This is a genomic window from Paenibacillus macerans (genome assembly GCF_900454495.1).
Classification (GTDB): domain Bacteria; phylum Bacillota; class Bacilli; order Paenibacillales; family Paenibacillaceae; genus Fontibacillus; species Fontibacillus macerans.
On record NZ_UGSI01000001.1, the window covers coordinates 2,556,952 to 2,579,859 of the forward strand.

Sequence of the window (22,908 nt, forward strand, 5' to 3'; positions counted from 1 at the left end):
AGCTATATTTCAGAATGAGCGAGCGATATTTAGATGGATATTTTTAAATCGCATCCTCGGTTCCTCTCCTCAGCCTAACAAGGAAGGTGCTTCCCTTTCCCGGTTCGCTTTCCACCAAAATTTCGCCGCCGACAATATCAATGACACGTTTAACAAGGGCAAGTCCAAGGCCGTTGCCCTGCATTGCATGGGATTTGTCGCCCTGATAGAACTTCTCAAAAATGTGCTTTCCTACCTCCGGGCTGATCCCGCAGCCTGTATCCGATACCTTGACCACGGCCCAATTTTCTTCCGCTGTCAGACTGACGCTCACTTTACCGCCCGGCTCGGTAAACTTCACGGCATTGGAAAAAAGGTTGTTCCACACCAGCGTCAAAAGTTCTGCATCCGCTTCAACCGCGATGTCTTCCTCAATGTCTATGCCGATCTCCAACGTTTTCTTTTCCCATGTGTTTTCAAACCCCAACAGGCATTCGCGAAGCTGCTCGCCCAGGTTGTATTTTTGGGTTTCTGGAAAAATCCGTTGATTTTCCAGCTTATTCAGTTTCAAAATGTTGGTGATCAAGTCCGACAGCCGCCGGGAAGCTAATGTGAGCGTTTTGGCATATTCCATCCGCTTCTCTTCCGGCAGAGCAGGGGTTTGCAGCATGGTCGAATAATTTTGGATCACAGCCAGCGGTGTCTTCAGTTCGTGGGAGACATTGGCGATAAAGTCCGTACGCAATGTTTCGATACCGGAGAGTTCTTTCGCCATTTGATTCAAATTTTCGATAATGATATCGAATTCATTTCTGCTATTCGGTCCATGAATGGGCTGGATACGTGTCTTGAAATCGCCCTTAGTGATGCGGCGCGTGGCTTTCAGAATTCGTTTTACGGGACGCTCTACGGTAAATTTCCGGCGGATACCGTCAACCAGGCAAAAGAGTGCACTCAGGAAAACCACATTCGCAAAGGTCATTGGTGCGCTGCGCGAGATTACCGCCTCCGGAAGATCCAATCCCGCAAAAAACAGCAGGAAACAGCAGCTGACCACAAAGGAGATCACCAGGAAAAAGAACAGATAATGCCAAGGAGAAAACAGGCTGCGGGTCACCCGTATGTCTGAATCGTACCCTTTCATTTCACCACCGCCTTGTATCCCAGCCCATGCACGGTAACGATTTCAAAGTCCCTGCATTCAGAAAATTTGTCCCGCAGTTTTGTCATGTACACATCCACGGTTCTGGGGCCGGAGGAGGTGTCGGAATCCCAGAACTCGTCCATCAACTGCGAACGGGTAAATGTTTTCTTCGGATAGGACAACAACTTGTACAGCAGGTTGAACTCGCGGACGGTTAATGGGATTTCCTCGTCCTTCAAATAGGCCGTATATTCCTCGCTATCCAGGGTCAGGCTCCCGATTTCCAGCCGTTTGCTGGACGCGATCTTCGCTCTGCGCAGCAGGGCGCCAAGTCGTAAGACCAGTTCGTCCAGGTCGATGGGTTTTACCATGTAATCATCGATCCCCGCACGAAATCCCCGCTGTTTGGAAGCAAAATCATCCCGCGCCGTCATGAAGAGAATCGGGATCTCTTGATTCAGGCTCCTGATGCTTTCGGCAAATTCAAAGCCGTCCGTCCCTGGCATCATGATGTCGGAGACGATCAGATCGAACAGATTTCCGTACATGGCGTCATATGCTTCATTGGCGTTCAGGCACCCCAGAGCCTGATACCCATTCTGATTCAAATAAGAGCAGACAGCGTGATTTAACTCCCTGTCATCTTCCACAACCAATATTTTAAACATAGGCCACGCCCCCATGAATTTTCTCCTATTATAACAGAGAGATATTAAAGTTATGTTTGCGGTTTCCCCCTTGCATTAAGCAACTTCAAAAAAAATAAAGCCGATGCGCGTGATCAATACACGCACCGGCTTACTTCCGTTACTGGCTGTTGGAAATCAGCTTAAGTTTTGCCATCATCGGCTAGTCTGTTTTATTGTCTTATCTAATTTCAGAGTTGGTTTTAAAACGAATCAATAAAATTAATGAATACCGCCGCCATCGGTATAGAGATGCAGGTCGGTTACCATTAATTTACCATCTACCTCTCCAAAGGTATTATATTCTGTCACAATCATACTAATTGTTGTATCAGGTGAAGCCTTTGGTGTTAGGTACATATAATAAATCAGTGTCGCTGTATTTCCATCCACAGTAATATTCATAATTGGTCCCATTTCCATATCGAATTGGTCACGTTGAGATTTCATCGCAACTCTGTAATCGCTGTACTTCTGCTTTTCGCCACCAATAGCTGTAATATCAGCGTTCTCAGCATATAAGCCATCCGCAATCTTTAACCAAGACTCATAGTCTGGTTGCCAATTTCCCCACCAATTAAATAAAGTTAATTTGATTTGATCAGAAAGTTCCTTTGAATCTCCGTATAATTTTTCTGCTTCTTTTTGGGAAGTCAAGCGCAACTCCTTGCTATTGTCCTTGGTTACTTCATTCATTTCGTAAATTACCTCGTGGGATTGTGAAAGAACTTCACTTCTTGTTGACTCATTTGCACTCTGGCTTGATACATTTGAACTACATGCTACTAAGCCAAAAACAAGAGTAGTTGCCGCAAATAATAAACCGATTTTTTTGAATGTTTTAGTCATTTTTTTCTCCTTAGAAGGTTATTGAACAGGCCAATTCAACCACTTGCGTGCAGTTCCGCCAAGTATAGCCGCACGCTCCTGGTCGGACAGTTTAAAATTCCCCTTAACTCCGTACAGGATCTCTGACCAGTTTTCTCCCCGCTGATTGACCGAAAAGTCGCTGGCCCACATGATCCGATCCGCGCCAAAGCTTGAAATTGCCTTGCGCAGAAGGGGCTGCAGGTCCTCACCGGGGTAGACCGGGGTGTCGAACATTTCTGAAGCGTGGGACCATTTCAGCGCAATATTAGGAAATGTAGAAAGCGCCAGCACTTTATCAAACAAGGCCTGCTGTTCCTCCGGGGAACGCGCCGGGACGGCACCGCCGAACATCGTACGCATAGCATTGCTGTAAAGTCCGATATGATCAACAATGATGCGCAGGTTGGGGAATTTCTTTGCAGCATCAGCGATGAGTTCAGGATGATCGGGCAGGTAAAGAAACAGCGGAAGACCGGCTTTTTCGGTAGCCGCCAGGATATGATCATACTCGCCGTCGGCAAAGGCTTGCGTATCTTTGAGCGTCATGCCGGGAATAATTCTTATCCCGCGTCCGGATGGCGCATCACGGACCATCCGAATGATAGCTGCGTATTCCGGGTCCATTCTATCTACCCTGAGAACCCACGAGAAGCGTTCGGGGTAGAGTTGGGCAGCCAGCTCGGCCGTTGGGTTGATAGGCCGGATCGCCCCCTCCGATAGATCATGATGGGGTTTATAATCCGTACCCGGCAGCCAAAATTCATCAATCAGCACAGATTGAATCCCCATCGCATCCATCGCAGCCAGCGTTTCCTTGATCCCGCCTGGCCCAATATGGATTTGCGTGTCAACCACATCCAACGCCGGCGTGCTCTGCCGCTCATCCGACTTTTTTTCGGACCCCTTAGTTTCAGCTTTAGTATCCATAGTTTTGGCAGCGGAAATGGAAGCACTGCTCCAAGCGTTGAACGAAAAGACCACCGTTAACAACAGAAGGAGTGGCATCATCCGTCTCTTTTTTGTATCCTCCATAAAAACCTCCATTTTAGAGTTTTGAGCTTTCGCCATGCGATGATAACCGGCATTGCTTCGTTACAGGCTGTTTTCAAATCAGCTCAAGTCTTGTAAAGCCCATCTGGGCACTTAAGCCAGTCTTCGTAACCGGGCTTCCATTCCTCCCAGGCGCGATGCAGACGATTTTTGATTTTTTCTTCGAAGTTTGTTTTCCAAATGAATCATCCTTTCGTTCTGATGCCTGTATTGTATTGTGCAGTTGTTTTTAAGTTGATTACGAAATGTTTAAGATATATTAAAGTTAGTAATATCCTTGATGGCAGGTTCCAAAATTCAAAAAGCTCCTGAATCTCCACAAAGGGAAACTCAAGAGCTCTTTCATTTGTTAAAGGCTGACGAGAGGAATCGAACCTCCAGGGGGGGTAATATAGCTGGAAGGTGTAGTAAAAGTGAGATCAACAGGTCAAGAAATCGTAAAAATAATCACAAAGCCTATGAACTTACATTAAACATTCTATTTTCAGAATCAACCCAACCTGTCTGCACCTTGCAATTGAAATATCGGACATCATTCAGAACTTGAAAAACCCCCGGTTGAACAATAAATTTCACGGCAATTTCCCCTTTATGTGTTAGATTACAGTTTTTATCAAAAACCACAGAATTGGCACAAATAAGGATGGCAACATGTTCAGAGCCTTACAATCCTTAATTTTCAAGATGGAAAGACCTGAGCTAAAGATTAGGAAACCACCTACAAGCGAGATTTCAGTTAATAATTCTGCAGAAAAACTCGATAAATATCCTGAAAAGAGATATATCCCCCCTTGCCATAAAAATAACAGTACTGCAGATAAAGCAATCCCAATTCCATAGGTTGATGCCAAAACCAGCGAAGTGACAAAGTCCAGTGTAGCATTTGTATACAAATAGGTGTTGTCGCCATGAAGAGCACTTTCCATCGGGCCCAAAATGGATAATGTTCCAACACAAAACAACAATATTGCCGTGGAAAGTCCTGGCCCAATATTTCCTTTTGTAAAACTCGCAGTAAGTTTTTCAAACTTTTCATGCAAACTCAACATGGAGCCTATCAGACTTCCTGCTGCCAGACTGATAATAAACATCACTGGGAAATGGCTGTTGGGCATATTTTGAACAATAGCGTGAATGCCTAGACCACAGGCTGCAAGTCCCATAGCGTTATATAATGCATTTTGATGTTTTTCCCCTATTCCTTTCTTCAAACATGCTCCAACTGCACTGCCGATCAAAATAGCAGCAGTGTTTACAATGGTACCTAACATTAATCCTCCTCCTTTTTTGAAACACAATAAACCCTCCAATAGTTGGAGGGTCAAGTTGTTTTATATGGAATTTGTATTTCGGTAGTAAATTTTGAAGGATCGTTGGTGAGTCCGTAATCTATTAAAGCAAATTCAAATGAATCTCCTGCGAGAACATATCCCTTTTGTTCCATGTACTGAAACATTTTGACGTAGGCCGGCTCCGCATCCTTGTGTGTACCATGAAAGCGCAGGGTAAGATAACATCCGCCCGGCAGACAACATGTGTCTTTCACATCATCATCCCCTGGCTCAAGAACAACAAAAATGGCAGAAAATTTATCAAAATTCCGTTTCAATAGATTTTCGGATGAAATCGAGACACCGACCTTTCCGAGAAACATAACGGAGTTGAGAGAATTCTTTTGCTCCAATTCTCGGATAGGATGTTCCAAATCCTCTGCAACGGAGATTTCTTTCTTCAGCATGACAAGCGTCCTGTCGTCCAATGTGCGCTCTTCTATTCTGCCGTATTCAGTTTGTGAGGCATCTTCAATTTGCTGAATCCGACTGTAAATCTTCTTTTCTATCCGATCCAGTCGTTTCCGTTCCTCATCTACCTGTCTTTTTTGTTCCATAAGAATTTCAAGCATTTTTTTATCGTCGCGATTATCAAAAAACTCGCGGATAATAGGAAGCGGCACATTTAAAGAGCGAAGATAACGGATCGTATTCAGGCACTCAAATTGACGTGTAGAATAATACCGGTAACCATTCTCTTCATTGATAAACTCCGGCTTCAGCAAGGATATTTTGTCATAATGCCGAAGCAGGCGGACATCTATATTAAACAGTTTGGAAACTTCTCCTATTGAAAATAGTTCATTCATAATGTACCTCTTTTTTATAATGGATAAAGTTACAATACCATGCTAGAGTGCAAAATAAAAACCCTTCTCGAAAGAAAAGTTTGGTTTAACGAAGCGGCTGCTGAAGCCGATGAAAAAGCAGTTTGACAATCCATTCACCAAATCCTATAATTTAATAGTAATATTTACGATTAAGCAACTTACCCTATTTGAAGGAGTGAATTAGATGGCAACCTTACAAGATCCTCGCATCCCTGTTACGGTCTTGACGGGGTTTCTCGGCGCCGGAAAAACGACCCTGTTGAATCATGTGTTAACCGCAGAACACGGCCAGAAAATCGCGGTCATCGTCAACGAATTCGGAGAAGTCGGCATCGACAACCAACTTGTCGTTGGCGCAGATGAAGAAATATTTGAAATGAACAACGGCTGTATTTGCTGTACGGTCCGGGGCGATCTTATCCGCATTCTCGCTGATTTGAAAAATGCGAAGCTCGGAAAGGGCGGTCGCCGTCAAGCCGATTTCGACCGCGTCCTGATCGAAACCACCGGTTTGGCCGATCCCGCCCCGGTGGCGCAAACCTTTTTCGTTGACGACGAAGTTGCCGATTTCTACAAGCTGGACGCGATCGTCACGGTGGTGGACGCCAAGCATGCCGGACAACATCTGGATGAGGGCCATGAAGCGCAAGAACAAGTCGCCTTTGCCGATGTACTGCTGCTCAACAAAACGGACCTCGTTTCCGAAGAAGAGCTTGAGCAGTTGGAAGGGCGCCTGCACGCGATGAACCATGCGGCCAAGATCTACCGTACGCAGCAATCGCAAATTGAAATCGACCGCATCCTGGGCATAGGCGCTTTCGATTTGGAGAAGAAACTGGAGGTTGAACCCGGATTTCTGGAAGAAGAACACCACGATCACGATGACGAGGTTTTCTCCGTGTTTTTCCGCGAATCCCGCCCGCTCGATTTGAAAAAGGTGGAACGTTTCATTAACGAATGGCTGATCGAACATGGCGTGGACACGTTCCGCTACAAAGGGGTCCTCAATATCAAAGGCAGCAAAAAAAGAGTGGTTTTCCAAGGCATTCACATGCTGTTCGGCGCGTATCCGGACCGGGACTGGAAACTCGATGAGGTGCCGGCCAGCGAATTCGTTGTGATCGGGCGAAATTTGGACGAGGAATGGTTCCGCAAGCAGTTTGCCGCCTGCGTAGCCGACTAAATCGGATTGGTGTAAAAAAGAAGCGAACACGCTAACGTGCCGCTTCTTTTTGTTTTCTGATTAGCTTATGCAGACCTAACGGCTTCCTCCAATTTCCTAAGCAGAACCTGCTTTGAAAAATGCTCCCCGATAAAAACGGCCACGTCTTGAACTTGACCTTGCGGCCGGATCGAAATCAGTTCCAATTGCCCATAGGCAAATTGAAACATCACCCGTTCCCCGGTTTCCTTGGATGTATAAATGCCTTTTGCCCGGTAAACCCCCTTGGGCAGTTCCCTCATCACCCGCTCCAACTGGCCGCCATCGATCGGTTCCGGAAAATAGTGTGAACACACCATGACATGATCGTAGGAATGATGGTGTCCGGAATGGCCGTGACTGTGTCCATGCTCATGCTCATGTTCATGCTCTTGTTCACGTTCATGATCGTGCTCATGTTCGTGCCTATGGTCGTCAGGATTGCCGCCGCCGGGCCGCTCCTCCCGTACTGCAAGCAAGCGATCGATCGCGCCATCTTCGGCTTTCTCCGCAAGCAGCCGCAACCAAACGGCTTCGTCCATGTCGCAATAAGCTGCCGTTACGATCGGAGCGAACGGGTTCAACTCGGTCATGATCTTCCGAATTTCCTCCAATTCTTCCGTACCTGCCAGGTCGCTTTTGTTCAGGACAAGCATCGACGCGCACCGGATTTGATCCGTCATCAACCGGTAGGTTTTGCCCTTTCCTCCGCGGGAGCGATGCAGAACATGCGCCGCGTCGACGACGGTAATCATCGCCCGGATCTCGATAGGGGTAAGCAAAGCCGCTTCCGTGATCGCGTCCAAGATTTCAATCGGGTTGGCAACCCCCGTTGCTTCAATGAGAATCAGATCGGGGGACGCTTCATGAATCAGCCGCCTGGTTTCCATGGCCAAGTCGCCGCGAATCGTGCAGCAGATGCAGCCGCTAAGCATTTCGCTCATCGGTACCGCCCCATCCACCAGTTGGCCGTCCAAATTGACATCGCCCACTTCATTCATGATCACGGCAGGCTTGATCCCCTTCTTTAAACAGTCATCCAGCATTCGGGTCAGCAAGGTCGTTTTCCCGCTTCCCAGGAACCCCGACAATATCAGAATCGGAACGATTTTCATCTTGTATGCTCCCCCTTTCGCCGCGAATCACAGTTTCGGATGGCTTTTTTTGGCCTGCCACAGAAAGCCCGGTAGCCACAAATCGTTGCTCAAACCTATAGACGATTCGTTCCTCTAAACGACTTTCGGCGGCATGTCGGCGTACCAATTCCCTGCCCAACTCAGGAGTCATATCTTTGTACCATACCCCTTCCGGATAAGCGATCACGACGCAAGCGTCGGCGCATCGTCCGTTGCAGCGCGTACGCGTCGTGTGCATTTGCCGATCCGCTCCGAGCAAACTGATTTCGTCCCTGATCGCTTGTGTTACTTCCTCGGCCTGCCGCTGCATGCAGCTGCCGCCGTTACAAATAAGAAAATGGCAGAACGTCTCTTGCAAATCCCAAGTTGCCATGAACAGCCTCCCTGTCGATAGATCTCCCCGGCAAAAAGCTGAAAATCGGCCTTTCGCGGGGGCTCGTGTCAAGTTACGGTTTTACTTTATCCGGATACAAACCGGCGGCAAGCGTTTTTAGCGCGATCGGCGCCCGGACGCCCTCGGCCGCCGCCGATAGCGGCAACACGATAAACCGCTCGTCGCGGATCGCCTTCACATCGGCCAACGAGGACAGGCTCATTAAGCGTTCCTTCTTTTGCTCTACAGTCGTGTCCCCGTAGTCGATGATAATGATCAAATCCGGGTCGCGATGGACCACTTCTTCCCAGCTTACTTCTGCCCATCCCTTATCGATATCGTCGAAAATATTTTTTCCGCCCACTTGATTGATCAGGTTGGTCAAATACGTATTGGCCGCCGTAAGCGCCTTGTCCTCCCCGCTGTCATAGACAAAAACCTTAAGCGGCTGTTCTACGGAGCCGATTTGCGCCTGAATCTCTTCCAGCTCGCCGCGAATCCCGTCCACCAGCGCTTCGGCCCGGTCCTCCACGCGGAAAATTTTCCCGATATTCAAAATGTCCCGATACACATCCTCAAGCGTCGGCTTTGGTGTATTGGAGGATTCCTGCACATAGGTCATCACGCCTTGAGCAGCCAAATCCGCCCGGGAACCGAGCGTCTCCTCCGTAAACGCGCTTTGCCAGCCCGCGTAAGCGAAATCAGGCGAAGCGTCCAGAAAAACTTCTTTGGAAGGATATTTATCCGATAATACCGGGATATCGTCATACTTTTCCTTGAATTCGGGCAGGATGCTGTCATCCAGATAGGCCGTCCCCACCATCGACGATTCGAGGCCCAGCGCCAGCATTACCTCAGTCGCGTGCTGATTGAGCGTTATAGCCCGTTTCGGCGCTTCCGGGAAGCTCAGCTTTTCCCCCATATTCTCCAATTCGACAGACCCTTCCCCGGCGGTTGTTGAAGATATGGACGGGCTTGACGGTGAGATGTGGGATGCCGACGGACCTTTGCCGCCGCCGCATGCGATCAGCACCGCCAGCAGAATAAGGATGGCCGGCAGAAGCGCCGGGGTGATGTTCTTTTTCATGATCTTTCTCCTCCGTATGATCGTTGTTTGTTTTGAACAACCTCATAAAGCTTGCGGGCCCCAAATATTAGGACTCCTTCTTCATCGGTTTGCGATCATCTCCGGCAAGTAGGTAATCGACGGTTTTCCCGTATACGGATGCCGTGAAATTTGCGTCTCCACTCCGAAAACGCGGCGCAGCAAATCCGGCCGCAGCACCTCATCGGGGCTCCCCGACGCCACGATCCTGCCTGCCTCCAGCACATAGATGCGATCGCAGTAATAGGCGGCGATATTCAAATCGTGAAGTGCGGCGAACGAGGTCAGCTGGAGCGTCTTGACCAAATCCATCATCTGCAGCTGGTAGCGGATATCCAAATGGTTGGTCGGTTCATCCAGGATCAAAAAGCCGGCTTCCTGAGCCAGCGCTCTTGCGATCAGCACGCGCTGCTTTTCGCCCCCCGACAAGGTGGAAAAGCTGCTGAATGCGGCGTGCCCCATACCTACCCGCGCCAAAGCCTGTTCCGCGATCTCGTGATCCCGCGCGGAGTCCGCCTCCAGCATGCGCTTATGGGGAGCGCGCCCCATCATAATGATATCCTTGACCGCAAAATCGAAGGCGACGTTTGCTTCCTGGCTGACGACTGCCATCTGCCGCGCCGTTTCCTTTTGCGTCATACGAAACAGATCCTGTCCGTTCAGGTAGACACCGCCCCTGTCGGGCTTCAGCACGCGGTACATATTTTTGAGTAGCGTCGATTTTCCGCTGCCGTTCGGACCGATCAGCCCGACGAACTCCCCTTCGCGGATTTCCAGGGATATGGCTTCGATCAAGCGTTTGTCCCGAATGCCGAAAGACAGCTCCTCCACTTTGATGTTCATTCCTGTCCACCCCCGAACGTATACGAGCTGCGCCGCAGCAGCCAGATAAAAAACGGGCCGCCGCATAACGCGGTGACGATGCCGATCGGCAATTCCTCTGGCGCCAGGACGAGTCTGGCCAGGACATCCGCCCATACGATAAAGAGAGCTCCCAGCAGCAAGCTGATCGGGAGTACCCGGCGATGGTCGGAACCAAAAAGCAGCCTGACGATATGCGGGATCATGAGCCCGACAAACCCGATGGAGCCGCTGATCGCTACAAGCGTGCCCGTAAGCATAGCCAGGGTCAATATCAAGCCGATGCGGAGACTTTGGATGTTCACGCCCAAGGTAACGGCCGCATCATCGCCCATCAACAGCGAGTTTAACGCCCGATACTGGAACAACAGCAGCGCAGCGCCGGCGAGTACAACGAAAGCGGGCAGGCCCAAATCCCCCCATTTCGCCCCCGTCAAGCTGCCCATCATCCAGTACAGCGCCGTGCGGATGCCCTCCTCCCGCGGCGCCATCGTAACGATAAAGTTCGTGGCCGCCGACATCATCATGGAAATGGCGATTCCCGACAGCAACAACCTCGTGGTGGAAAGGGTTCCCCTTACCCGCGCCAGCAGATACACCATCCCCATCGCGGCCAGCGAACCGAGAAAAGCCGAGAGAGACAAGGCATATTGTCCGAAAAATTGAAACGCTCCGAACAGGATGACGAGTGTCGCCCCGACCGAAGCTCCCGACGATACGCCAAGAATATACGGATCGGCCAGCGAATTGCGCATGAGCGCTTGAGCGGCGACGCCGGCAACGGATAATCCGGCACCGACGATTACGCCAAGGAGGACCCTGGGGAAGCGGATATCCCAAATGATATGCCCTTGACCGGCACTCCAGGTTTCCTCCACCCATCCGGAGAAGCCCGGCACATGGGAAAATGCGATCTTCCAGACGGTCGCCGGGCCGATCGCCACCGGGCCAAGCATCACCGCGATCGTAACCGACACCAGCAGCAAGGCTGCCAGCATGATCACGATCCCGGAGAACATGAAGCGGCTCCCGGCAGCTTGGGGTTGCCTCTTGTTGTTCATGGCTCCCGATACCCCAGCAGGATCATTCGCGGAGAATGCCGCTCATCGTAGGCCTCTCCGTCGTAACTTCCACGCATCGCTTCCAACTGAAGGCCCGCGCCATCCAACATGCTTTTCATCACCTCCGGCGAATAAAGCTTCACGCGTTCCGTATAGCTGCGGGACCGGCTCCCCGGTTCTTCGATCACGATTTCCTTGGTCACGAAGCCGTTTTGAATCGATCGGCTCTCTGAAATGACCACGCCGTTCTCTTTCCGCTTGGAAAAAGGAACGAGATGATCTTGGATATACCCGGCGTTCAAAACATCGATGACAAAACGTCCGCCCGGCATGAGCGCCATCCGGATTTGCTTCAGGACGTTAAGCTGTTCGCCGTCCGTCTCGAAATAGCCTATCGAAGTGAACAGGTTGACGACCGCATCAAAGTATTCCGTGAAAGTGCCGTCTTCCGGCAAAGCGCGCATGTCGGCTTCAACCCACCTAACGCATCCGCCGGAATCGGCTTCCTTTGCCTTTCGCAGCAGTACGGGGGAAAGATCTACGCCTGTGACGCGATAGCCGGCATCGGCCAGTGCCAAGGCGTGCCTGCCCGCTCCGCAGCAAAGGTCGAGGATTCGGCTTCCCGGGGGCAGCTTCAACCAGTCCATAACCTTTTGAACCAAACGATCGGCTTCCTGTTGATTGCGATGCTTATAGACAAGCAAATAGTCTTCGCCAAAGCTTTTTTCATACCATTTTATCGTTTCGCCTATGCTCATCGATTTCTCCACCCGCCATTTTAATAGTAATAATTACGATTAATATACAACCTGATATTCCCGTCTTTTTTCTCCATCTCCACGTCCTCCTTAGGAATAAGTGCTACTCTACTATATTATTCGTAATTTTTACGATTATCAATAGATTTTATCCATCCCGTAAAAAAAGCATGCTCTCTCCCGAAGAGATTGCATGCTTACTGATCAATGGATACAGGCAGCCTGTTATCTACCCTATGGTTGTTCTTCATTCTGCTGTGCCTGGCAGGACTCGCAAATTCCGTAAACCTCAAAACGATGCCGCAGCACTTTGTAATTCCCCGGCAACTCAAGGCCATGGTCCATCGGACAATAATCAAAAGGAAGCGTTTTTTCGCAATTGACGCAAATCAAGTGATGATGATGGTGCGCCGTACAATTCTCCTTGAATTTCAAGCCGCCATCCATAAAGTAGAAATGCTCCAATACCCCCATCTCGCTTAACATCCGGAGATTGCGGTAAACCGTATCCAGACTCATGCTCGGATAACGGACGGACATTTGATCGTAGACATCTTTGGGCGACAGGTAACCTTCATGGTCGGCAAAAATTTGCGCCAACGTTCTTCGTTGCTCGGTCACCCTCCATCCGTTCCGCGCCATTGTATCCAGCATCTCTCTTACTTTGGATTGGCTTTCTTTCATAACATCGCACGTTCCCTTCTTCGGTATACGAAGCATCCCGCTTGCGTACGGACGTTTCGTCAGAAAGAATTCTGTCTTTTTATTTTAGCAAAGAAAGGGGGGGATTGTCATTTTCACCAAGCGATATGTTTACCCGATCCGAATTTTATAGTAAACTTTATTAGTAATAATTACGAATAAACATATGTGCATGATCGGTTCCCCGGGCAAATCGTTAATTACGGCAAAAAAATCAACGATCCGCTTGAACCGCACCGCACGATCATGAGGTGTATACAATGCAACCAATCAAAAACCAAAAGATTCTCCCCGCCAAACCGGAGCGGCATCGACGCTTCGGTTCCACTGCCCCCATTCCCGGAAATAAACCGACAGTCAAAGAACAAATGGCCGATTTACAAAATCGTCGGGAAGACTACCTGTTTCCCATTGACCGTGTCGGTATTTGCAGGGTTCAACACCCGATCCTGGTTTGTTCCGAAATGGAGCCGGGCACCCAAACCAGTGTTGCGACGATTACGCTGACTACGAGCTTGCCTCGGGAGTCCAAAGGCATTAATATGAGCAGGCTGACGGAACAATTGGAACGATATCGTCAAAAAGGCTGGACAAGCGAACTTCCGGATCTGTGCGATTTTGTCCGTGACCTTGCGGAACGGATGGGACAGGACAAGGCCGAAATAACGATGACTTTTCCTTGGTTTTACGAACGAACGGCCCCGGTTACGGAGAATGCGGGGCTAAATCATGCGGAGGCCTCGATCAAAACCGCGTATGAGAAGGGGAAGCCCTTTACTGCTGAAGTAAGTCTGCGAGCAGCCGTAACCACGTTATGCCCATGCTCCAAGGAAATTAGCGAATACAGTGCTCATAATCAGCGCGGGATGGTGACGATGACCGTCGAGATCGATCCGGCTTCGCCCCCGGTGCGTGATTGGAAAGCGATGTTGCTGGAAGCAGCGGAATCCAATGCCAGCAGTGCGCTTCACCCGGTTCTGAAACGCCCGGACGAGAAGAGGGTCACGGAACAGGCTTATGAAAACCCTCGTTTCGTGGAAGATATGGTGAGGCTTGTCGCTGCGGATTTGTATGAAATGGAGGCGGTGCAAGCTTTCACGGTGGAATGTCGAAATGAGGAATCGATTCATATGCATGATGCTTATGCAGTGATTACGTACGATAAAAGAAATGAAGCGCTGACGCATTAACAGCGACTTTTCTTCTCCTGCACTCCACAATTTGAAAATAAAGAGGGGGGTTCCCAGGAACGCCCCCGATACGATTATCGACTGTCCGCTGTCCGATCTTGTTCAAGCCGGGCAAACGTCTCGGCGCAACGCTGCAAGAGCAAACAAAAGGAACGGTTATGTCCGATAAAAAAAGAGGAAAGGTCGTACCGCTTCCGCGACGGCTCAAACGTTACAAGCAGACGATGCCTCATCCGCTCCATGGCAAATTGCACGAACCTATCGGTTTTCTCGGAGGCGAGCATAGTTATATAAGCATAAAGCGAATGATCCTCCGGTTCATCCAGCGGGCTGACGCCCGCACAGGAAAATTCGGTTTGGATCTGTATTCGCTTAAGGCAAACAAGCGCCGGGAACATCTCCGCATCAACCTCTATATTGCCGAGCCATACCGTTTGCTTGGCTCGCTTTCTTTGTTTGACGCTTCGCAACCAGTTTGTAAGCTCCAGGTCCCTCCGTTGCCACCTTTCTGCGGAATGTACGCTGATCACCTTCTCTTTCTCGTTCTTGCTGCTAATGTATGCCAACAGGCTCCCTCCTCTGGTTAGCCAGAATTGATCATTCGCATTTCCTTGGGCCACATTCTAAAGGAAGCGCCTACGCTCGCTCTTTCAAAAATACCGAAGCGTTTTACGTTAAGCTCTTGCAGCAAGCTGCCCAAGCCAATACCCGCAGCTCCCCCGCCAACAACAACGCAATCGAAAAGCTCCATGGCCAACACCTCCCAGTTATTTATCCTTCTATGCCGTCGATTTATGGCTTGATCAAAGTATTTTAGGCTTGTATTCCGAATAAGCGTCTTCGATATGCGTGCGGCCAAGCGGGGTACCTCCAATGATCGCCTTCCGCTTGGCTTTGAGCAGGATTTGTTCCATATCGGCAAAGCTGCACCCCGTCAGCAAATCCGGCGCCGCCTTATGAAGCGTCTCCTCATGCTCGAAATCTTCCAGGTGCAGGCGAATAAATTGTTCTCTGTCCGTATCTTCCGGCATGCCGTAAGTCATTTTCGTATCAAACCGGCGCCATACCGCTTGATCCAATTCCGCCTCCAGGTTGGTGGCGGCGATGAAGACGCTGTTCCCTTCGAATTCATCCAGGCATTGCAGCAGGGTATTCACCACTCTGGCCATTTCCTTGACCTCATCGTTGTTATCGCGCGTTCGGCCGACAGCGTCGAACTCATCCAGGAACAAGACGCACGGCGTCGTTTTGGCATAGTCAAAAATTTTGCGAATATTGCTCCCCGTCTCTCCCAAATGGCTGTGAATCAGCGCATCCAGCCTGACTAAAATTAACGGGAGTTCCAGACAAGCGGCGATATAAAAGGCGGTTAGCGTTTTTCCGGTACCCGGCGGTCCGAACAGGACGATTTTATTGGGAATCGGAACATCGTACTGTTCGAACTTCTCTTTCATCCCGAGAATCGTAATAAACTCTTCAACGATTTGCCGATTGATAGGCGCAAGAACGATGCGTTCTACTTTTTTTTTGCACTCTTTCGGCGCATAATATGTTGCCATATCCGTACCTTTGGAGCGGGGAAGGCGAAAATTTGCGTTGTTGTTTTTGCTCATGTATGCAATACTCCTTTATTCGATTCGCGACTTTTTGTCCTGCCTATAAAACCCAAAAGATCCCCTCACGATCCAGTTCGACCTGTTCCAACTGCCGCTCGAAATCCGGATGGGGCGCAATGGATTTAACCGGTTCCCAGTCTTGGTTCGCATTTTTGACATACACGCTCCAATTATTTTGCTCCAAACGGAACTGTACGATAGCGGAACCGATCCATTTTCGTCCGTGAGAATAGGGCCGTAAACGAATCCACCACGATCACCTCATAGTCAGCTGTGATGTAACCAATATAACAATCTGCCTTTTTTCTTAGGTCCTTATTATTTGGTCAATATTGGATACGAATTGGATGAACCCGCGCTATTGACGGAATGGCGGGCCGGCGGGTTCGGCTGACCGCAAACGCCAATAGCGCACGCCCGCGAACTACGGTGTGCGCTATTGACATCGGCCCCTCTCGTCGGTATTACCAGCTGGCTTTTTTCACGCCGGGAATTTTCCCTTGGTGGGCCAGCTCGCGAAAGACGATCCGGGACACCTTGAATTTGCTGATATATCCTCGCGGCCGCCCCGTTACCGCACAACGGTTATGCAGACGAGTGGGCGATGAATCGCGGGGCAGCTTTTGCAAAGCCGCAATATCCCCTTTTTCTTTCAGCTCTCTGCGCTTTTCGGCATATTTTTGCACCAGCGCTTGTCTTTTCAGTTCTTTAACCACTTTTGATTTCTTGGCCATGGCTGATCTTCCCTCCTTTAACTTGCGGCACACGCGCCGCATAGGCCGTAAATTTCGAATTTGTGCGAAACGATCTGGAACGATGCCGGCAGATCGATATCGTTGTCCAGCGGACAAAAATCGAGCGGAAAGGTTTGCTGGCATTTGATGCAGATGAGATGATGGTGGTGACGGTCCGGACCGCATCTCAGCTTAAAGCGGACCCCCTCCGGAAAATCGAATTGTTCAATCAGATTGATCTTCGTCAGCAATCGCAGATTGCGGTATACCGTGTCGTAGCTGACCCCCGGAAGGCGCTCCGCGATATAAGCGTGAACTTGGCGCGGCAACACGAAACCGGTGGAGACGGAGAACAGCTCCGCGATCCATCTGCGCTGCGAGGTCATGCGTAAGCCTTTGGACTTCATGGCTTGAATCAACTGATTCGGCTTGTTCCCCATTTTTTCATCTCCCCCGGTTTGCACATCCCCATCACAACTGTGATTATGGCGTTATTCGTTCAACGCCGCCTTCAACGCATCCAGATTTTGCCGCATAACCGCAATATAATCGAGGCCGCCGGCCAACTCTTCTTCCGTCAAACCTTCTATCGGATTCAGCACCGCCGTTTTTGCCCCGATTTCGGAAGCGATCGTGTCGGCCACCTTGGAAGAGACCAGAGTTTCAAAGAAGATCGTCTTCACGTTGTGCTCTTTGGCAAACTCGATAATCTCCGTCATTTGAGCAGCCGACGGTTCTTGATCGGGGGATAACCCGGCAATCGAAAGCTGAGTCAATCCATATTGTTTGGCAAGGTATCCAAATGCGGCATACTGTGTAATGAAGTCTTTACGCTTGGCATCTTTCAGACTTTCGCTAAATTCCTTGTCGAGCGCCTCCAGCTCGGCTTCCTTGAACCGGCCGAAGTCCTACGCGGGAATAACAGCCCGAACGGACCAGCTCGATCACCTTGCTGGGAAAGCCGGCATTGAAGGAAGCCACTTGCTGCGGCACATACCCCACCGTCATCTTTGAACCGTCTTCCTGAACCCCGCCCAACCGGACCGAACCGCTCCAGGGCTTAAGCAGTCCCATTCAGCAAAGTCGTTTTGGCCGCGCCGTTCGACCCCGCGATGCCGATGAATTGCCCGGCATGGATGTCCAGAGACAAGTTTTCAATGACCGGCTCATGCCCATATCCAAATACAACCTCATGCATGGATGATAAAATCGCATCGATCTCTTCTTTTAATCGTAATTATTACGTATTACCAAAAAACATAATATAGTAATTATTACGATTTGTAAATCCCGACCGCCAAACCGGCTTAGACTTCAACCGGCCAAGGCAGCGGGTTATGGAATTTGTTCCAATCCTGCTTCATTTCTTCTTCATTCAACAAGCAACGGGACAACCTTGCCTCAATATCTTTTTGATCCATATTCATACCGATGAAGACCAGTTCGGTCATTCGATCTCCCCATGTATCATCCCAGCGTTCCAGAACTTCAGGTTCGCTGTCCAGCACTTCGCGCTGCTGATCTTCCGGCAAAGCCGCGAGCCAATATCCGGCGGGACCAAACTGAATGGAAGGACCCGCCTGACTTAACGATGCCGCCAGATCGCCGCGCGCCGCGATCCATACCAGTCCTTTGGCGCGAACGACTTCTACGGGCCAATTGCTAAAAAAATAGCTGAGACGCTGGGGGTGGAATGGAATTCTGCTGCGGTACACAAAAGACCCTATTCCGTATTCCTCGGTTTCCGGAGTGTGCTCTTCTTTCATAAGCTCCGAAATCCACCCGGAGGACATGCTCGTCTTTTCAAAATCAAACAAACCTGTGTTTAAAATTTCCTTGGGATCCACAACCCCATTCACAGTGCGAATGATTTTGGCCGTCGGTTGAAGCTTCCTCAAGACGGCTTCCAGCTTATCCAGTTCCTGCTCCTCTACCAAATCGCATTTGTTGAGCAGCAAAACATCGCAGGTCTCAATCTGATCAATCAAAAGATCTACAATATCCCTATAGTCGTTTTCTCCCACTGCCTGATTCCGGTCAAGCAAGCTTTCCCCGGACGCAAAATCGTGCCAGAAGCGGTTGGCATCGACGACAGTAACCATCGTATCCAATCGGGCCAGGACAGTTAAATCGATGTCCAAATCCGGATCGGCATAAGTAAAGGTTTGCGCCACCGGAATAGGCTCGCTGATTCCCGACGATTCAATCAGGATATAATCAAAGCGCCCCTCACCGGCCAGCTTCTGCACCTCGCGCAGCAAATCGTCCCGAAGCGTGCAGCAGATGCAGCCATTGGACATCTCCACCAGTTTTTCTTCCGTTCTGGATAATGCATTCCCCGATTTTACGAGATTGGCGTCCACATTCACTTCGCTCATGTCATTGACAATGACGGCTACCTTCAATCCGTCCCTGTTATGCAAAACATGATTCAACAAGGTCGTTTTCCCGGACCCCAGATAACCGCTCAAAACCGTTATCGGTATTTTCTTCGTTGCCTGCTGCGCTAACATAACCCGATCTCCTCTCATCCATTAACGCGTTTCGCGGTGCAGCGTGTATTTTTTGAGCCGAGGGCAGTATTTGCGCAATTCCATGCGTTCGGGATGCGTCTTCTTATTTTTGGTGGTCGTGTAATTGCGATCTCCCGTCTCGGTGCACGCCAAGGTAATCACAACCCTCATTTTAAAACATCTCCTTTTATTCGTAATCATTACGATTTAATTATTTTACTCTCCCTTCCCCTTCCTGTCAATCACTCCGATGGTGTCCGTCATTTCATATGTATGCGAGCCAAAAATAAAGAAAGGAGCTGCCCTAAAGGTCAAGGGCGCGCTCTTTGACTCGGATGCGTTATGAGCATTGAATCGAGCAATTTCAGCGCGGCGGGATGCGAGAGGTTCTTGACGAAGTCGACGGAAGACTCGTCCACAATCCGGCCTTCGTGCATAACCAGCAGCCGGTCGGCAAAAGCACAAGCTGCCTTCATATCATGGGTAATAAACAAGTAGGACATATTCAATTTCCGCTGCAGCTCTTTCAGCAATGCGAGGACTTCGTACTGCGTGATAGCATCTAAACTGCTTGTCGCTTCGTCCAAAACAATCAGCTTTGGCCGCACAGCGATTGCCCTGGCTATCGCCAGCCGCTGCTGCTCTCCGCCGCTGAACTGATGCGGGTAACGGTCCGCGGACGACGGATCAAGTCCTACCCTCGCCAGCAGCTCACCTGCACACTCCCTATACGCCTGCTTCCCCATTTTCTCGTAGTTATACAGCGGTTCGAGCACGATGTCTCCTGCCTTCATCCTGGGATTTAGCGCGGCGGAACTGTTTTGAAAAACCGCGTGCATAAACTTTCGAAGCGGTTGGCGCTCGCGGGACGTCATGCAATGCCAATTTTGTCCCATGAACCGCACCGCGCCCGAGTCAGGCCGCTCCAGTCCCAGAATAAGCTGGCCCAGGGTGCTTTTCCCCGACCCTGATTCCCCCACCAAAGCAACGCATTCCCGCTCTCCGATCCGCAGCGAAACCCGATCAAGCGCGAGGTAGAGGTCTTTTCTCCCTCGCCAGCCCCCGATCTTCGCGGGAAATGTTTTGGTAACCTCATCTAGTTCCAGCAGGATCATGAGCAACATCTCCTACAGTCGGATATAGCGTGTCCGAATTCAACGGAAAGCTTAGGCGGGCACTTAAAAGACGGCGGGTATAAGGATGCTCGGGAGCATCAAACAATCGGGCGCAGGGCGCGGTTTCCACCACCCTACCGCTTCGCATCACCACGACCGTGTCCGCCATTTCGGCGATCACGTCCAGGTCGTGGGTGACGAGCAAAACCGCGGCCCCGGTCTCCCGCTGCGCCTGTTTCAGCTCCTGCAAAACGGATTTCCGGTTGCAGGCGTCCAGCGCGGTGGTCGGTTCATCCGCAACGATCAGATCCGGATTCAAGGCCAGAGCCATGCCGATCATCACCCGCTGCAGCATGCCTCCGCTTAACTGAAACGGATATTGCTTGATTAAGTCCATCGGACGCGGCAGCCGGACTCTGTTCAGAGACGCTACCGCCAAATCGGTTGCCTCCTTCTTGCTGACGCCAAGATGAAGGCAAAACGTTTCCGTCAAATGAGCTCCAATCGTGCGCAGAGGATTAAACGACGCTATGGGATTCTGCATAATCATCGCCATTTTACTGCCTCGCAGCGAACGAAACTGTCGCGGGGTCAACCTCCCCAGAGCATTGCCTCTGAACCGGATCTCGCCCTCGCTTATCCGGAACCCCGAAGGTAGCAGGCCCATCACGGCCCGGCACAACATCGTTTTGCCGCTGCCGCTCTCGCCTACAACGCCCAGAACCCCATGCGGAGGAAGCGACAGGCAGATATTTTCCAATACGCGATGTTGACTCCGCTGATGGCTAACCGTGACATGATCCAAGTCCAACAAGGCAGCATTGCTTGCAAATTCCGTCCGCATCTTCACCGCCCCCTGGGGTCGAACCAGGCTCGAAGCCCATCCCCGATCAAATTAAAGGCAATGACCGTAAGCAAAATGGCTATTCCGGGATACACCATAAGCCAAGGGTACTGCCAAATATAAGACTTGCTTTCATTTAACATCATCCCCCACTCCGCTTCCGGCGCCTGAACCCCCAGCCCGAGGAACGTAAGACCTGTCATGTCCAGCACGACGCCTCCCGTTTCCAGGAATTGGAGCACGGCCACGGGAATGGCCACCTGCGGTATCAAATGCCTCCGCACCAATTTCCAGCCTGTGGTCCCCGATACGATCGCCGCCCGCACATAATCGCCGGTTTTCAAAGACAGAACCAAACTGCGGACAAATCGGGCATAGGCAATCCACTGCGAAAAGATCAGGGCCAGCAATAAATTGACAAATCCGGGGCCCATGACTCCGACAAGCGCAAAAGCCAGGACAAGGGTCGGAAACGCCAGCAGCAGATCGCAGCAGCGCATAAACAACCGATCAAGGAGGCCGCCTTTCCAGGCAAAGAAAGCCCCCGTAACCGTACCTGTGACAACGCTGCACACCATAACGGCGACAGCTCCCCCCAGGGAATATCGAATGGCCATCAAGAGCCTGGATAGGATGCACCTGCCCAGATGGTCCGTTCCAAAGGGATATTCCCAGGAAGGCGGGCTGAATTGGACGGCCAGAGCGACCAGGTCCGGATCGTTCGGCACGATCCAGGGGGCCAGCGCCCCGGCCGTGCCGAGCAGCAGCAAGAAGACAAGCGCGGCTCCCGCAAGCCGCATATCCCCGCTTTGGATCAGACGAGCTCCGGAGGACGAAGCGTTCATCTTCGACGGATTCAGCCTCATGTCTTCCCCTCTCCATACTCCGCTCTGGGATCGAGCAGCCGCTGTATTCCGTCCGCAACCAGATTCACCGTTACATATACAACCGCCATCAGCCATACGTAGCATTGGATCACCGGATAGTCACGGTTCAGGATCGATTCCATCAAATATCGGCCCATGCCGGGCCAACCAAACACCTGCTCGACGATCACCGTCCCGCCGAGCATATTCCCGATGCCGAGTCCCAGAACGGTAACAATCGGCGCCAGAGCGTTCCGCAGCACATGACGGACCAAAATGAAGCCTTCGCCCAGCCCCCTGAATCGGCCAAACAACACAAAGGTCTCCCGCATCTGTTCCAGCATTTGGCTGCGGAGCAGCCGAGCCACCACCGCTATCTGGGGCAATGCCAGCGTGAGCGACGGCAGAATGAGATGCGCTAAGCCCGCCTTGCCCTGAGACGGAAGCCAATCGAGCCTGAGCGAAAAGACATAAAGAAGCAAAAAACCGAGCCAAAAGCGCGGCATTGCCGCTCCTATGTACATGAAAACCGCAGCGACCCGATCCATCCAGCGGGTATGAAATCGTGAAGATAGAATGCCCAGCGGCACGCCGATCAAGACGGTTAACAGCAAGGCCGACAGGGCCAGCTGGAGGGTGGCCGGAAATTTGGCGGCGATCTCGTCCGCAATCGGCAGTTTGCTCACATAGGAAGACCCGAAATCAAACGTGATCGTCCGGGAAAGCCATAGCCCATATTGGACGTAGAACGGCTCATCCATCCCCAATTCGGCTCGAACCTCCACCACCGCCTCATCGGTCGCGGGCAAGTTCGACAGCCGCAGAATCACTTCCGCCGGCTCCACGGGCACCAGCCGGACCAGCAGAAAAGTCAGGAGGGACACACCCAGCAGCACAAACGGCAGTTCGGCCAGACGTCTGAAAATAAACCGTGTCATCCGCC

Annotated in this window: 28 protein-coding genes and 2 pseudogenes; 2 read left to right on the forward strand and 28 right to left on the reverse strand. The window is 50.8% G+C overall.

The genetic code is table 11. The features are described from left to right. Window positions 1-43: 43 nt before the first annotated feature. From DYE26_RS11370 to DYE26_RS11395, 6 genes are all read right to left on the reverse strand, one after another. Complete coding sequence (locus DYE26_RS11370; RefSeq protein WP_036624132.1) at window positions 44-1,123, reverse strand: HAMP domain-containing sensor histidine kinase; 1,080 nt, start codon at window positions 1,121-1,123, stop codon at window positions 44-46. Beyond that, window positions 1,120-1,791 carry a response regulator transcription factor gene (locus DYE26_RS11375; protein ID WP_036628423.1) on the reverse strand — a complete coding sequence of 224 codons (672 nt, stop codon included), beginning with the start codon at window positions 1,789-1,791 and terminating at the stop codon, window positions 1,120-1,122. Before DYE26_RS11375 ends, DYE26_RS11370 begins: the two co-directional genes overlap by 4 nt. Before the next feature lie 240 nt (window positions 1,792-2,031). Then, complete coding sequence (locus DYE26_RS11380; protein WP_036624133.1) at window positions 2,032-2,658, reverse strand: hypothetical protein; 627 nt, start codon at window positions 2,656-2,658, stop codon at window positions 2,032-2,034. Between the two features lie 18 nt (window positions 2,659-2,676). Further along, window positions 2,677-3,711: an amidohydrolase family protein gene (locus DYE26_RS11385; protein WP_036624134.1), complete on the reverse strand. Its 1,035-nt coding sequence runs from the start codon at window positions 3,709-3,711 to the stop codon at window positions 2,677-2,679. A gap of 614 nt (window positions 3,712-4,325) precedes the next feature. Further along, window positions 4,326-5,000, reverse strand: a complete 675-nt coding sequence (locus tag DYE26_RS11390; protein WP_036624135.1) for a DUF554 domain-containing protein — start codon at window positions 4,998-5,000, stop codon at window positions 4,326-4,328. 50 nt (window positions 5,001-5,050) lie between these two features. Next, complete coding sequence (locus DYE26_RS11395; protein ID WP_036624136.1) at window positions 5,051-5,869, reverse strand: MerR family transcriptional regulator; 819 nt, start codon at window positions 5,867-5,869, stop codon at window positions 5,051-5,053. Window positions 5,870-6,074: 205 nt separating this feature from the next. Here DYE26_RS11395 and DYE26_RS11400 point away from each other — a divergent pair, with 205 nt between their 5' ends. Beyond that, the gene (locus DYE26_RS11400; protein WP_036624137.1) at window positions 6,075-7,073 is read left to right on the forward strand and encodes a CobW family GTP-binding protein; all 999 of its coding nucleotides are present in this window, start codon (window positions 6,075-6,077) and stop codon (window positions 7,071-7,073) included. A gap of 65 nt (window positions 7,074-7,138) precedes the next feature. On the opposite strand, the gene DYE26_RS11405 is transcribed toward DYE26_RS11400, so the two are convergent. The 7 genes and pseudogenes from DYE26_RS11405 to DYE26_RS11435 all read right to left on the reverse strand — a co-directional run bounded on the left by DYE26_RS11405 (window position 7,139) and on the right by DYE26_RS11435 (window position 13,069). Next, a complete protein-coding gene (locus tag DYE26_RS11405) occupies window positions 7,139-8,206 on the reverse strand; it encodes a CobW family GTP-binding protein (protein WP_036624138.1) in 1,068 nt (355 codons plus the stop codon). A 52-nt stretch (window positions 8,207-8,258) separates the two neighbouring features. After that, a pseudogene (locus DYE26_RS11410) lies at window positions 8,259-8,600 on the reverse strand ((2Fe-2S) ferredoxin domain-containing protein); the annotation flags it as partial. Window positions 8,601-8,673: 73 nt separating this feature from the next. Continuing rightward, window positions 8,674-9,687, reverse strand: a complete 1,014-nt coding sequence (locus tag DYE26_RS11415) for an ABC transporter substrate-binding protein (RefSeq protein ID WP_036624139.1) — start codon at window positions 9,685-9,687, stop codon at window positions 8,674-8,676. Window positions 9,688-9,768: 81 nt separating this feature from the next. After that, entirely contained in the window at window positions 9,769-10,548 is a 780-nt protein-coding gene (locus DYE26_RS11420; RefSeq protein WP_036624140.1) for an ABC transporter ATP-binding protein, read from the reverse strand. Beyond that, complete coding sequence (locus DYE26_RS11425; RefSeq protein ID WP_036624141.1) at window positions 10,545-11,585, reverse strand: FecCD family ABC transporter permease; 1,041 nt, start codon at window positions 11,583-11,585, stop codon at window positions 10,545-10,547. The genes DYE26_RS11420 and DYE26_RS11425 overlap by 4 nt, the downstream gene beginning before the upstream one ends. Window positions 11,586-11,623: 38 nt before the next feature. Continuing rightward, window positions 11,624-12,385: a class I SAM-dependent methyltransferase gene (locus DYE26_RS11430; RefSeq protein WP_036624142.1), complete on the reverse strand. Its 762-nt coding sequence runs from the start codon at window positions 12,383-12,385 to the stop codon at window positions 11,624-11,626. Window positions 12,386-12,619: 234 nt separating this feature from the next. Further along, window positions 12,620-13,069, reverse strand: a complete 450-nt coding sequence (locus DYE26_RS11435; RefSeq protein WP_036624143.1) for a Fur family transcriptional regulator — start codon at window positions 13,067-13,069, stop codon at window positions 12,620-12,622. A 278-nt stretch (window positions 13,070-13,347) separates the two neighbouring features. Between DYE26_RS11435 and folE2 the strand changes: the two genes are divergently transcribed. Next, window positions 13,348-14,277 carry a GTP cyclohydrolase FolE2 gene (gene folE2, locus DYE26_RS11440; protein ID WP_082207854.1) on the forward strand — a complete coding sequence of 310 codons (930 nt, stop codon included), beginning with the start codon at window positions 13,348-13,350 and terminating at the stop codon, window positions 14,275-14,277. A gap of 74 nt (window positions 14,278-14,351) precedes the next feature. On the opposite strand, the gene DYE26_RS11445 is transcribed toward folE2, so the two are convergent. The 15 genes and pseudogenes from DYE26_RS11445 to nikB form a co-directional block, all read right to left on the reverse strand. Continuing rightward, window positions 14,352-14,843, reverse strand: coding sequence for a hypothetical protein (locus tag DYE26_RS11445; RefSeq protein ID WP_036624144.1), 492 nt, complete (start codon window positions 14,841-14,843; stop codon window positions 14,352-14,354). 17 nt (window positions 14,844-14,860) lie between these two features. Further along, window positions 14,861-15,028 carry an NAD(P)-binding domain-containing protein gene (locus DYE26_RS11450; RefSeq protein WP_082207855.1) on the reverse strand — a complete coding sequence of 56 codons (168 nt, stop codon included), beginning with the start codon at window positions 15,026-15,028 and terminating at the stop codon, window positions 14,861-14,863. 52 nt (window positions 15,029-15,080) lie between these two features. Further along, window positions 15,081-15,890 carry an AAA family ATPase gene (locus tag DYE26_RS11455; RefSeq protein ID WP_036624145.1) on the reverse strand — a complete coding sequence of 270 codons (810 nt, stop codon included), beginning with the start codon at window positions 15,888-15,890 and terminating at the stop codon, window positions 15,081-15,083. 43 nt (window positions 15,891-15,933) lie between these two features. Further along, a complete protein-coding gene (locus DYE26_RS34150) occupies window positions 15,934-16,140 on the reverse strand; it encodes a DUF3024 domain-containing protein (protein WP_082207856.1) in 207 nt (68 codons plus the stop codon). 217 nt (window positions 16,141-16,357) lie between these two features. Continuing rightward, window positions 16,358-16,627, reverse strand: coding sequence for a 30S ribosomal protein S14 (gene rpsN, locus DYE26_RS11465; protein WP_036624146.1), 270 nt, complete (start codon window positions 16,625-16,627; stop codon window positions 16,358-16,360). A 17-nt stretch (window positions 16,628-16,644) separates the two neighbouring features. Further along, window positions 16,645-17,067 (reverse strand): Fur family transcriptional regulator, encoded by a 423-nt coding sequence (locus tag DYE26_RS11470; RefSeq protein WP_036624147.1) that lies wholly within the window; start codon window positions 17,065-17,067, stop codon window positions 16,645-16,647. Window positions 17,068-17,118: 51 nt separating this feature from the next. Next, window positions 17,119-17,514 (reverse strand): annotated as a pseudogene (locus DYE26_RS33390) (metal ABC transporter solute-binding protein, Zn/Mn family); the annotation flags it as partial. Further along, the gene (locus DYE26_RS34155; protein ID WP_227872655.1) at window positions 17,483-17,701 is read right to left on the reverse strand and encodes a hypothetical protein; all 219 of its coding nucleotides are present in this window, start codon (window positions 17,699-17,701) and stop codon (window positions 17,483-17,485) included. The pseudogene DYE26_RS33390 and the gene DYE26_RS34155, both read right to left, overlap by 32 nt. Beyond that, complete coding sequence (locus tag DYE26_RS34160) at window positions 17,688-17,825, reverse strand: ATP-binding cassette domain-containing protein (protein WP_227872656.1); 138 nt, start codon at window positions 17,823-17,825, stop codon at window positions 17,688-17,690. The genes DYE26_RS34155 and DYE26_RS34160 overlap by 14 nt, the downstream gene beginning before the upstream one ends. Window positions 17,826-17,934: 109 nt before the next feature. After that, complete coding sequence (locus tag DYE26_RS11480; protein WP_036624148.1) at window positions 17,935-19,140, reverse strand: GTP-binding protein; 1,206 nt, start codon at window positions 19,138-19,140, stop codon at window positions 17,935-17,937. 21 nt (window positions 19,141-19,161) lie between these two features. After that, entirely contained in the window at window positions 19,162-19,311 is a 150-nt protein-coding gene (gene rpmG / locus DYE26_RS11485; RefSeq protein WP_036624149.1) for a 50S ribosomal protein L33, read from the reverse strand. A gap of 140 nt (window positions 19,312-19,451) precedes the next feature. Continuing rightward, the gene (locus DYE26_RS11490; protein WP_036624150.1) at window positions 19,452-20,255 is read right to left on the reverse strand and encodes an ABC transporter ATP-binding protein; all 804 of its coding nucleotides are present in this window, start codon (window positions 20,253-20,255) and stop codon (window positions 19,452-19,454) included. Continuing rightward, window positions 20,233-21,099, reverse strand: coding sequence for an ABC transporter ATP-binding protein (locus tag DYE26_RS11495; RefSeq protein WP_051985559.1), 867 nt, complete (start codon window positions 21,097-21,099; stop codon window positions 20,233-20,235). Before DYE26_RS11495 ends, DYE26_RS11490 begins: the two co-directional genes overlap by 23 nt. A gap of 2 nt (window positions 21,100-21,101) precedes the next feature. Continuing rightward, a complete protein-coding gene (locus DYE26_RS11500; RefSeq protein ID WP_051985560.1) occupies window positions 21,102-21,965 on the reverse strand; it encodes an ABC transporter permease subunit in 864 nt (287 codons plus the stop codon). After that, window positions 21,962-22,903: a nickel ABC transporter permease gene (gene nikB / locus DYE26_RS11505; protein WP_036624151.1), complete on the reverse strand. Its 942-nt coding sequence runs from the start codon at window positions 22,901-22,903 to the stop codon at window positions 21,962-21,964. The genes DYE26_RS11500 and nikB overlap by 4 nt, the downstream gene beginning before the upstream one ends. Window positions 22,904-22,908: the final 5 nt, after the last annotated feature.

What these genes read in the sequence shown, in the direction of transcription:
- DYE26_RS11370 (WP_036624132.1), bottom strand. Translation starts at nt 1,123, where the DNA reads ATGAAAGGGTACGATTCAGACATACGGGTGACCCGCAGCCTGTTTTCT.
- DYE26_RS11375 (WP_036628423.1), bottom strand. Translation starts at nt 1,791, where the DNA reads ATGTTTAAAATATTGGTTGTGGAAGATGACAGGGAGTTAAATCACGCT.
- DYE26_RS11380 (WP_036624133.1), bottom strand. Translation starts at nt 2,658, where the DNA reads ATGACTAAAACATTCAAAAAAATCGGTTTATTATTTGCGGCAACTACT.
- DYE26_RS11385 (WP_036624134.1), bottom strand. Translation starts at nt 3,711, where the DNA reads ATGGAGGATACAAAAAAGAGACGGATGATGCCACTCCTTCTGTTGTTA.
- DYE26_RS11390 (WP_036624135.1), bottom strand. Translation starts at nt 5,000, where the DNA reads ATGTTAGGTACCATTGTAAACACTGCTGCTATTTTGATCGGCAGTGCA.
- DYE26_RS11395 (WP_036624136.1), bottom strand. Translation starts at nt 5,869, where the DNA reads ATGAATGAACTATTTTCAATAGGAGAAGTTTCCAAACTGTTTAATATA.
- DYE26_RS11400 (WP_036624137.1), top strand. Translation starts at nt 6,075, where the DNA reads ATGGCAACCTTACAAGATCCTCGCATCCCTGTTACGGTCTTGACGGGG.
- DYE26_RS11405 (WP_036624138.1), bottom strand. Translation starts at nt 8,206, where the DNA reads ATGAAAATCGTTCCGATTCTGATATTGTCGGGGTTCCTGGGAAGCGGG.
- DYE26_RS11415 (WP_036624139.1), bottom strand. Translation starts at nt 9,687, where the DNA reads ATGAAAAAGAACATCACCCCGGCGCTTCTGCCGGCCATCCTTATTCTG.
- DYE26_RS11420 (WP_036624140.1), bottom strand. Translation starts at nt 10,548, where the DNA reads ATGAACATCAAAGTGGAGGAGCTGTCTTTCGGCATTCGGGACAAACGC.
- DYE26_RS11425 (WP_036624141.1), bottom strand. Translation starts at nt 11,585, where the DNA reads ATGTTCTCCGGGATCGTGATCATGCTGGCAGCCTTGCTGCTGGTGTCG.
- DYE26_RS11430 (WP_036624142.1), bottom strand. Translation starts at nt 12,385, where the DNA reads ATGAGCATAGGCGAAACGATAAAATGGTATGAAAAAAGCTTTGGCGAA.
- DYE26_RS11435 (WP_036624143.1), bottom strand. Translation starts at nt 13,069, where the DNA reads ATGAAAGAAAGCCAATCCAAAGTAAGAGAGATGCTGGATACAATGGCG.
- folE2 (WP_082207854.1), top strand. Translation starts at nt 13,348, where the DNA reads ATGCAACCAATCAAAAACCAAAAGATTCTCCCCGCCAAACCGGAGCGG.
- DYE26_RS11450 (WP_082207855.1), bottom strand. Translation starts at nt 15,028, where the DNA reads ATGGAGCTTTTCGATTGCGTTGTTGTTGGCGGGGGAGCTGCGGGTATT.
- DYE26_RS11455 (WP_036624145.1), bottom strand. Translation starts at nt 15,890, where the DNA reads ATGAGCAAAAACAACAACGCAAATTTTCGCCTTCCCCGCTCCAAAGGT.
- rpsN (WP_036624146.1), bottom strand. Translation starts at nt 16,627, where the DNA reads ATGGCCAAGAAATCAAAAGTGGTTAAAGAACTGAAAAGACAAGCGCTG.
- DYE26_RS11470 (WP_036624147.1), bottom strand. Translation starts at nt 17,067, where the DNA reads ATGGGGAACAAGCCGAATCAGTTGATTCAAGCCATGAAGTCCAAAGGC.
- DYE26_RS34155 (WP_227872655.1), bottom strand. Translation starts at nt 17,701, where the DNA reads ATGGGACTGCTTAAGCCCTGGAGCGGTTCGGTCCGGTTGGGCGGGGTT.
- DYE26_RS34160 (WP_227872656.1), bottom strand. Translation starts at nt 17,825, where the DNA reads ATGCATGAGGTTGTATTTGGATATGGGCATGAGCCGGTCATTGAAAAC.
- DYE26_RS11480 (WP_036624148.1), bottom strand. Translation starts at nt 19,140, where the DNA reads ATGTTAGCGCAGCAGGCAACGAAGAAAATACCGATAACGGTTTTGAGC.
- rpmG (WP_036624149.1), bottom strand. Translation starts at nt 19,311, where the DNA reads ATGAGGGTTGTGATTACCTTGGCGTGCACCGAGACGGGAGATCGCAAT.
- DYE26_RS11490 (WP_036624150.1), bottom strand. Translation starts at nt 20,255, where the DNA reads ATGATCCTGCTGGAACTAGATGAGGTTACCAAAACATTTCCCGCGAAG.
- DYE26_RS11495 (WP_051985559.1), bottom strand. Translation starts at nt 21,099, where the DNA reads ATGCGGACGGAATTTGCAAGCAATGCTGCCTTGTTGGACTTGGATCAT.
- DYE26_RS11500 (WP_051985560.1), bottom strand. Translation starts at nt 21,965, where the DNA reads ATGAGGCTGAATCCGTCGAAGATGAACGCTTCGTCCTCCGGAGCTCGT.
- nikB (WP_036624151.1), bottom strand. Translation starts at nt 22,903, where the DNA reads ATGACACGGTTTATTTTCAGACGTCTGGCCGAACTGCCGTTTGTGCTG.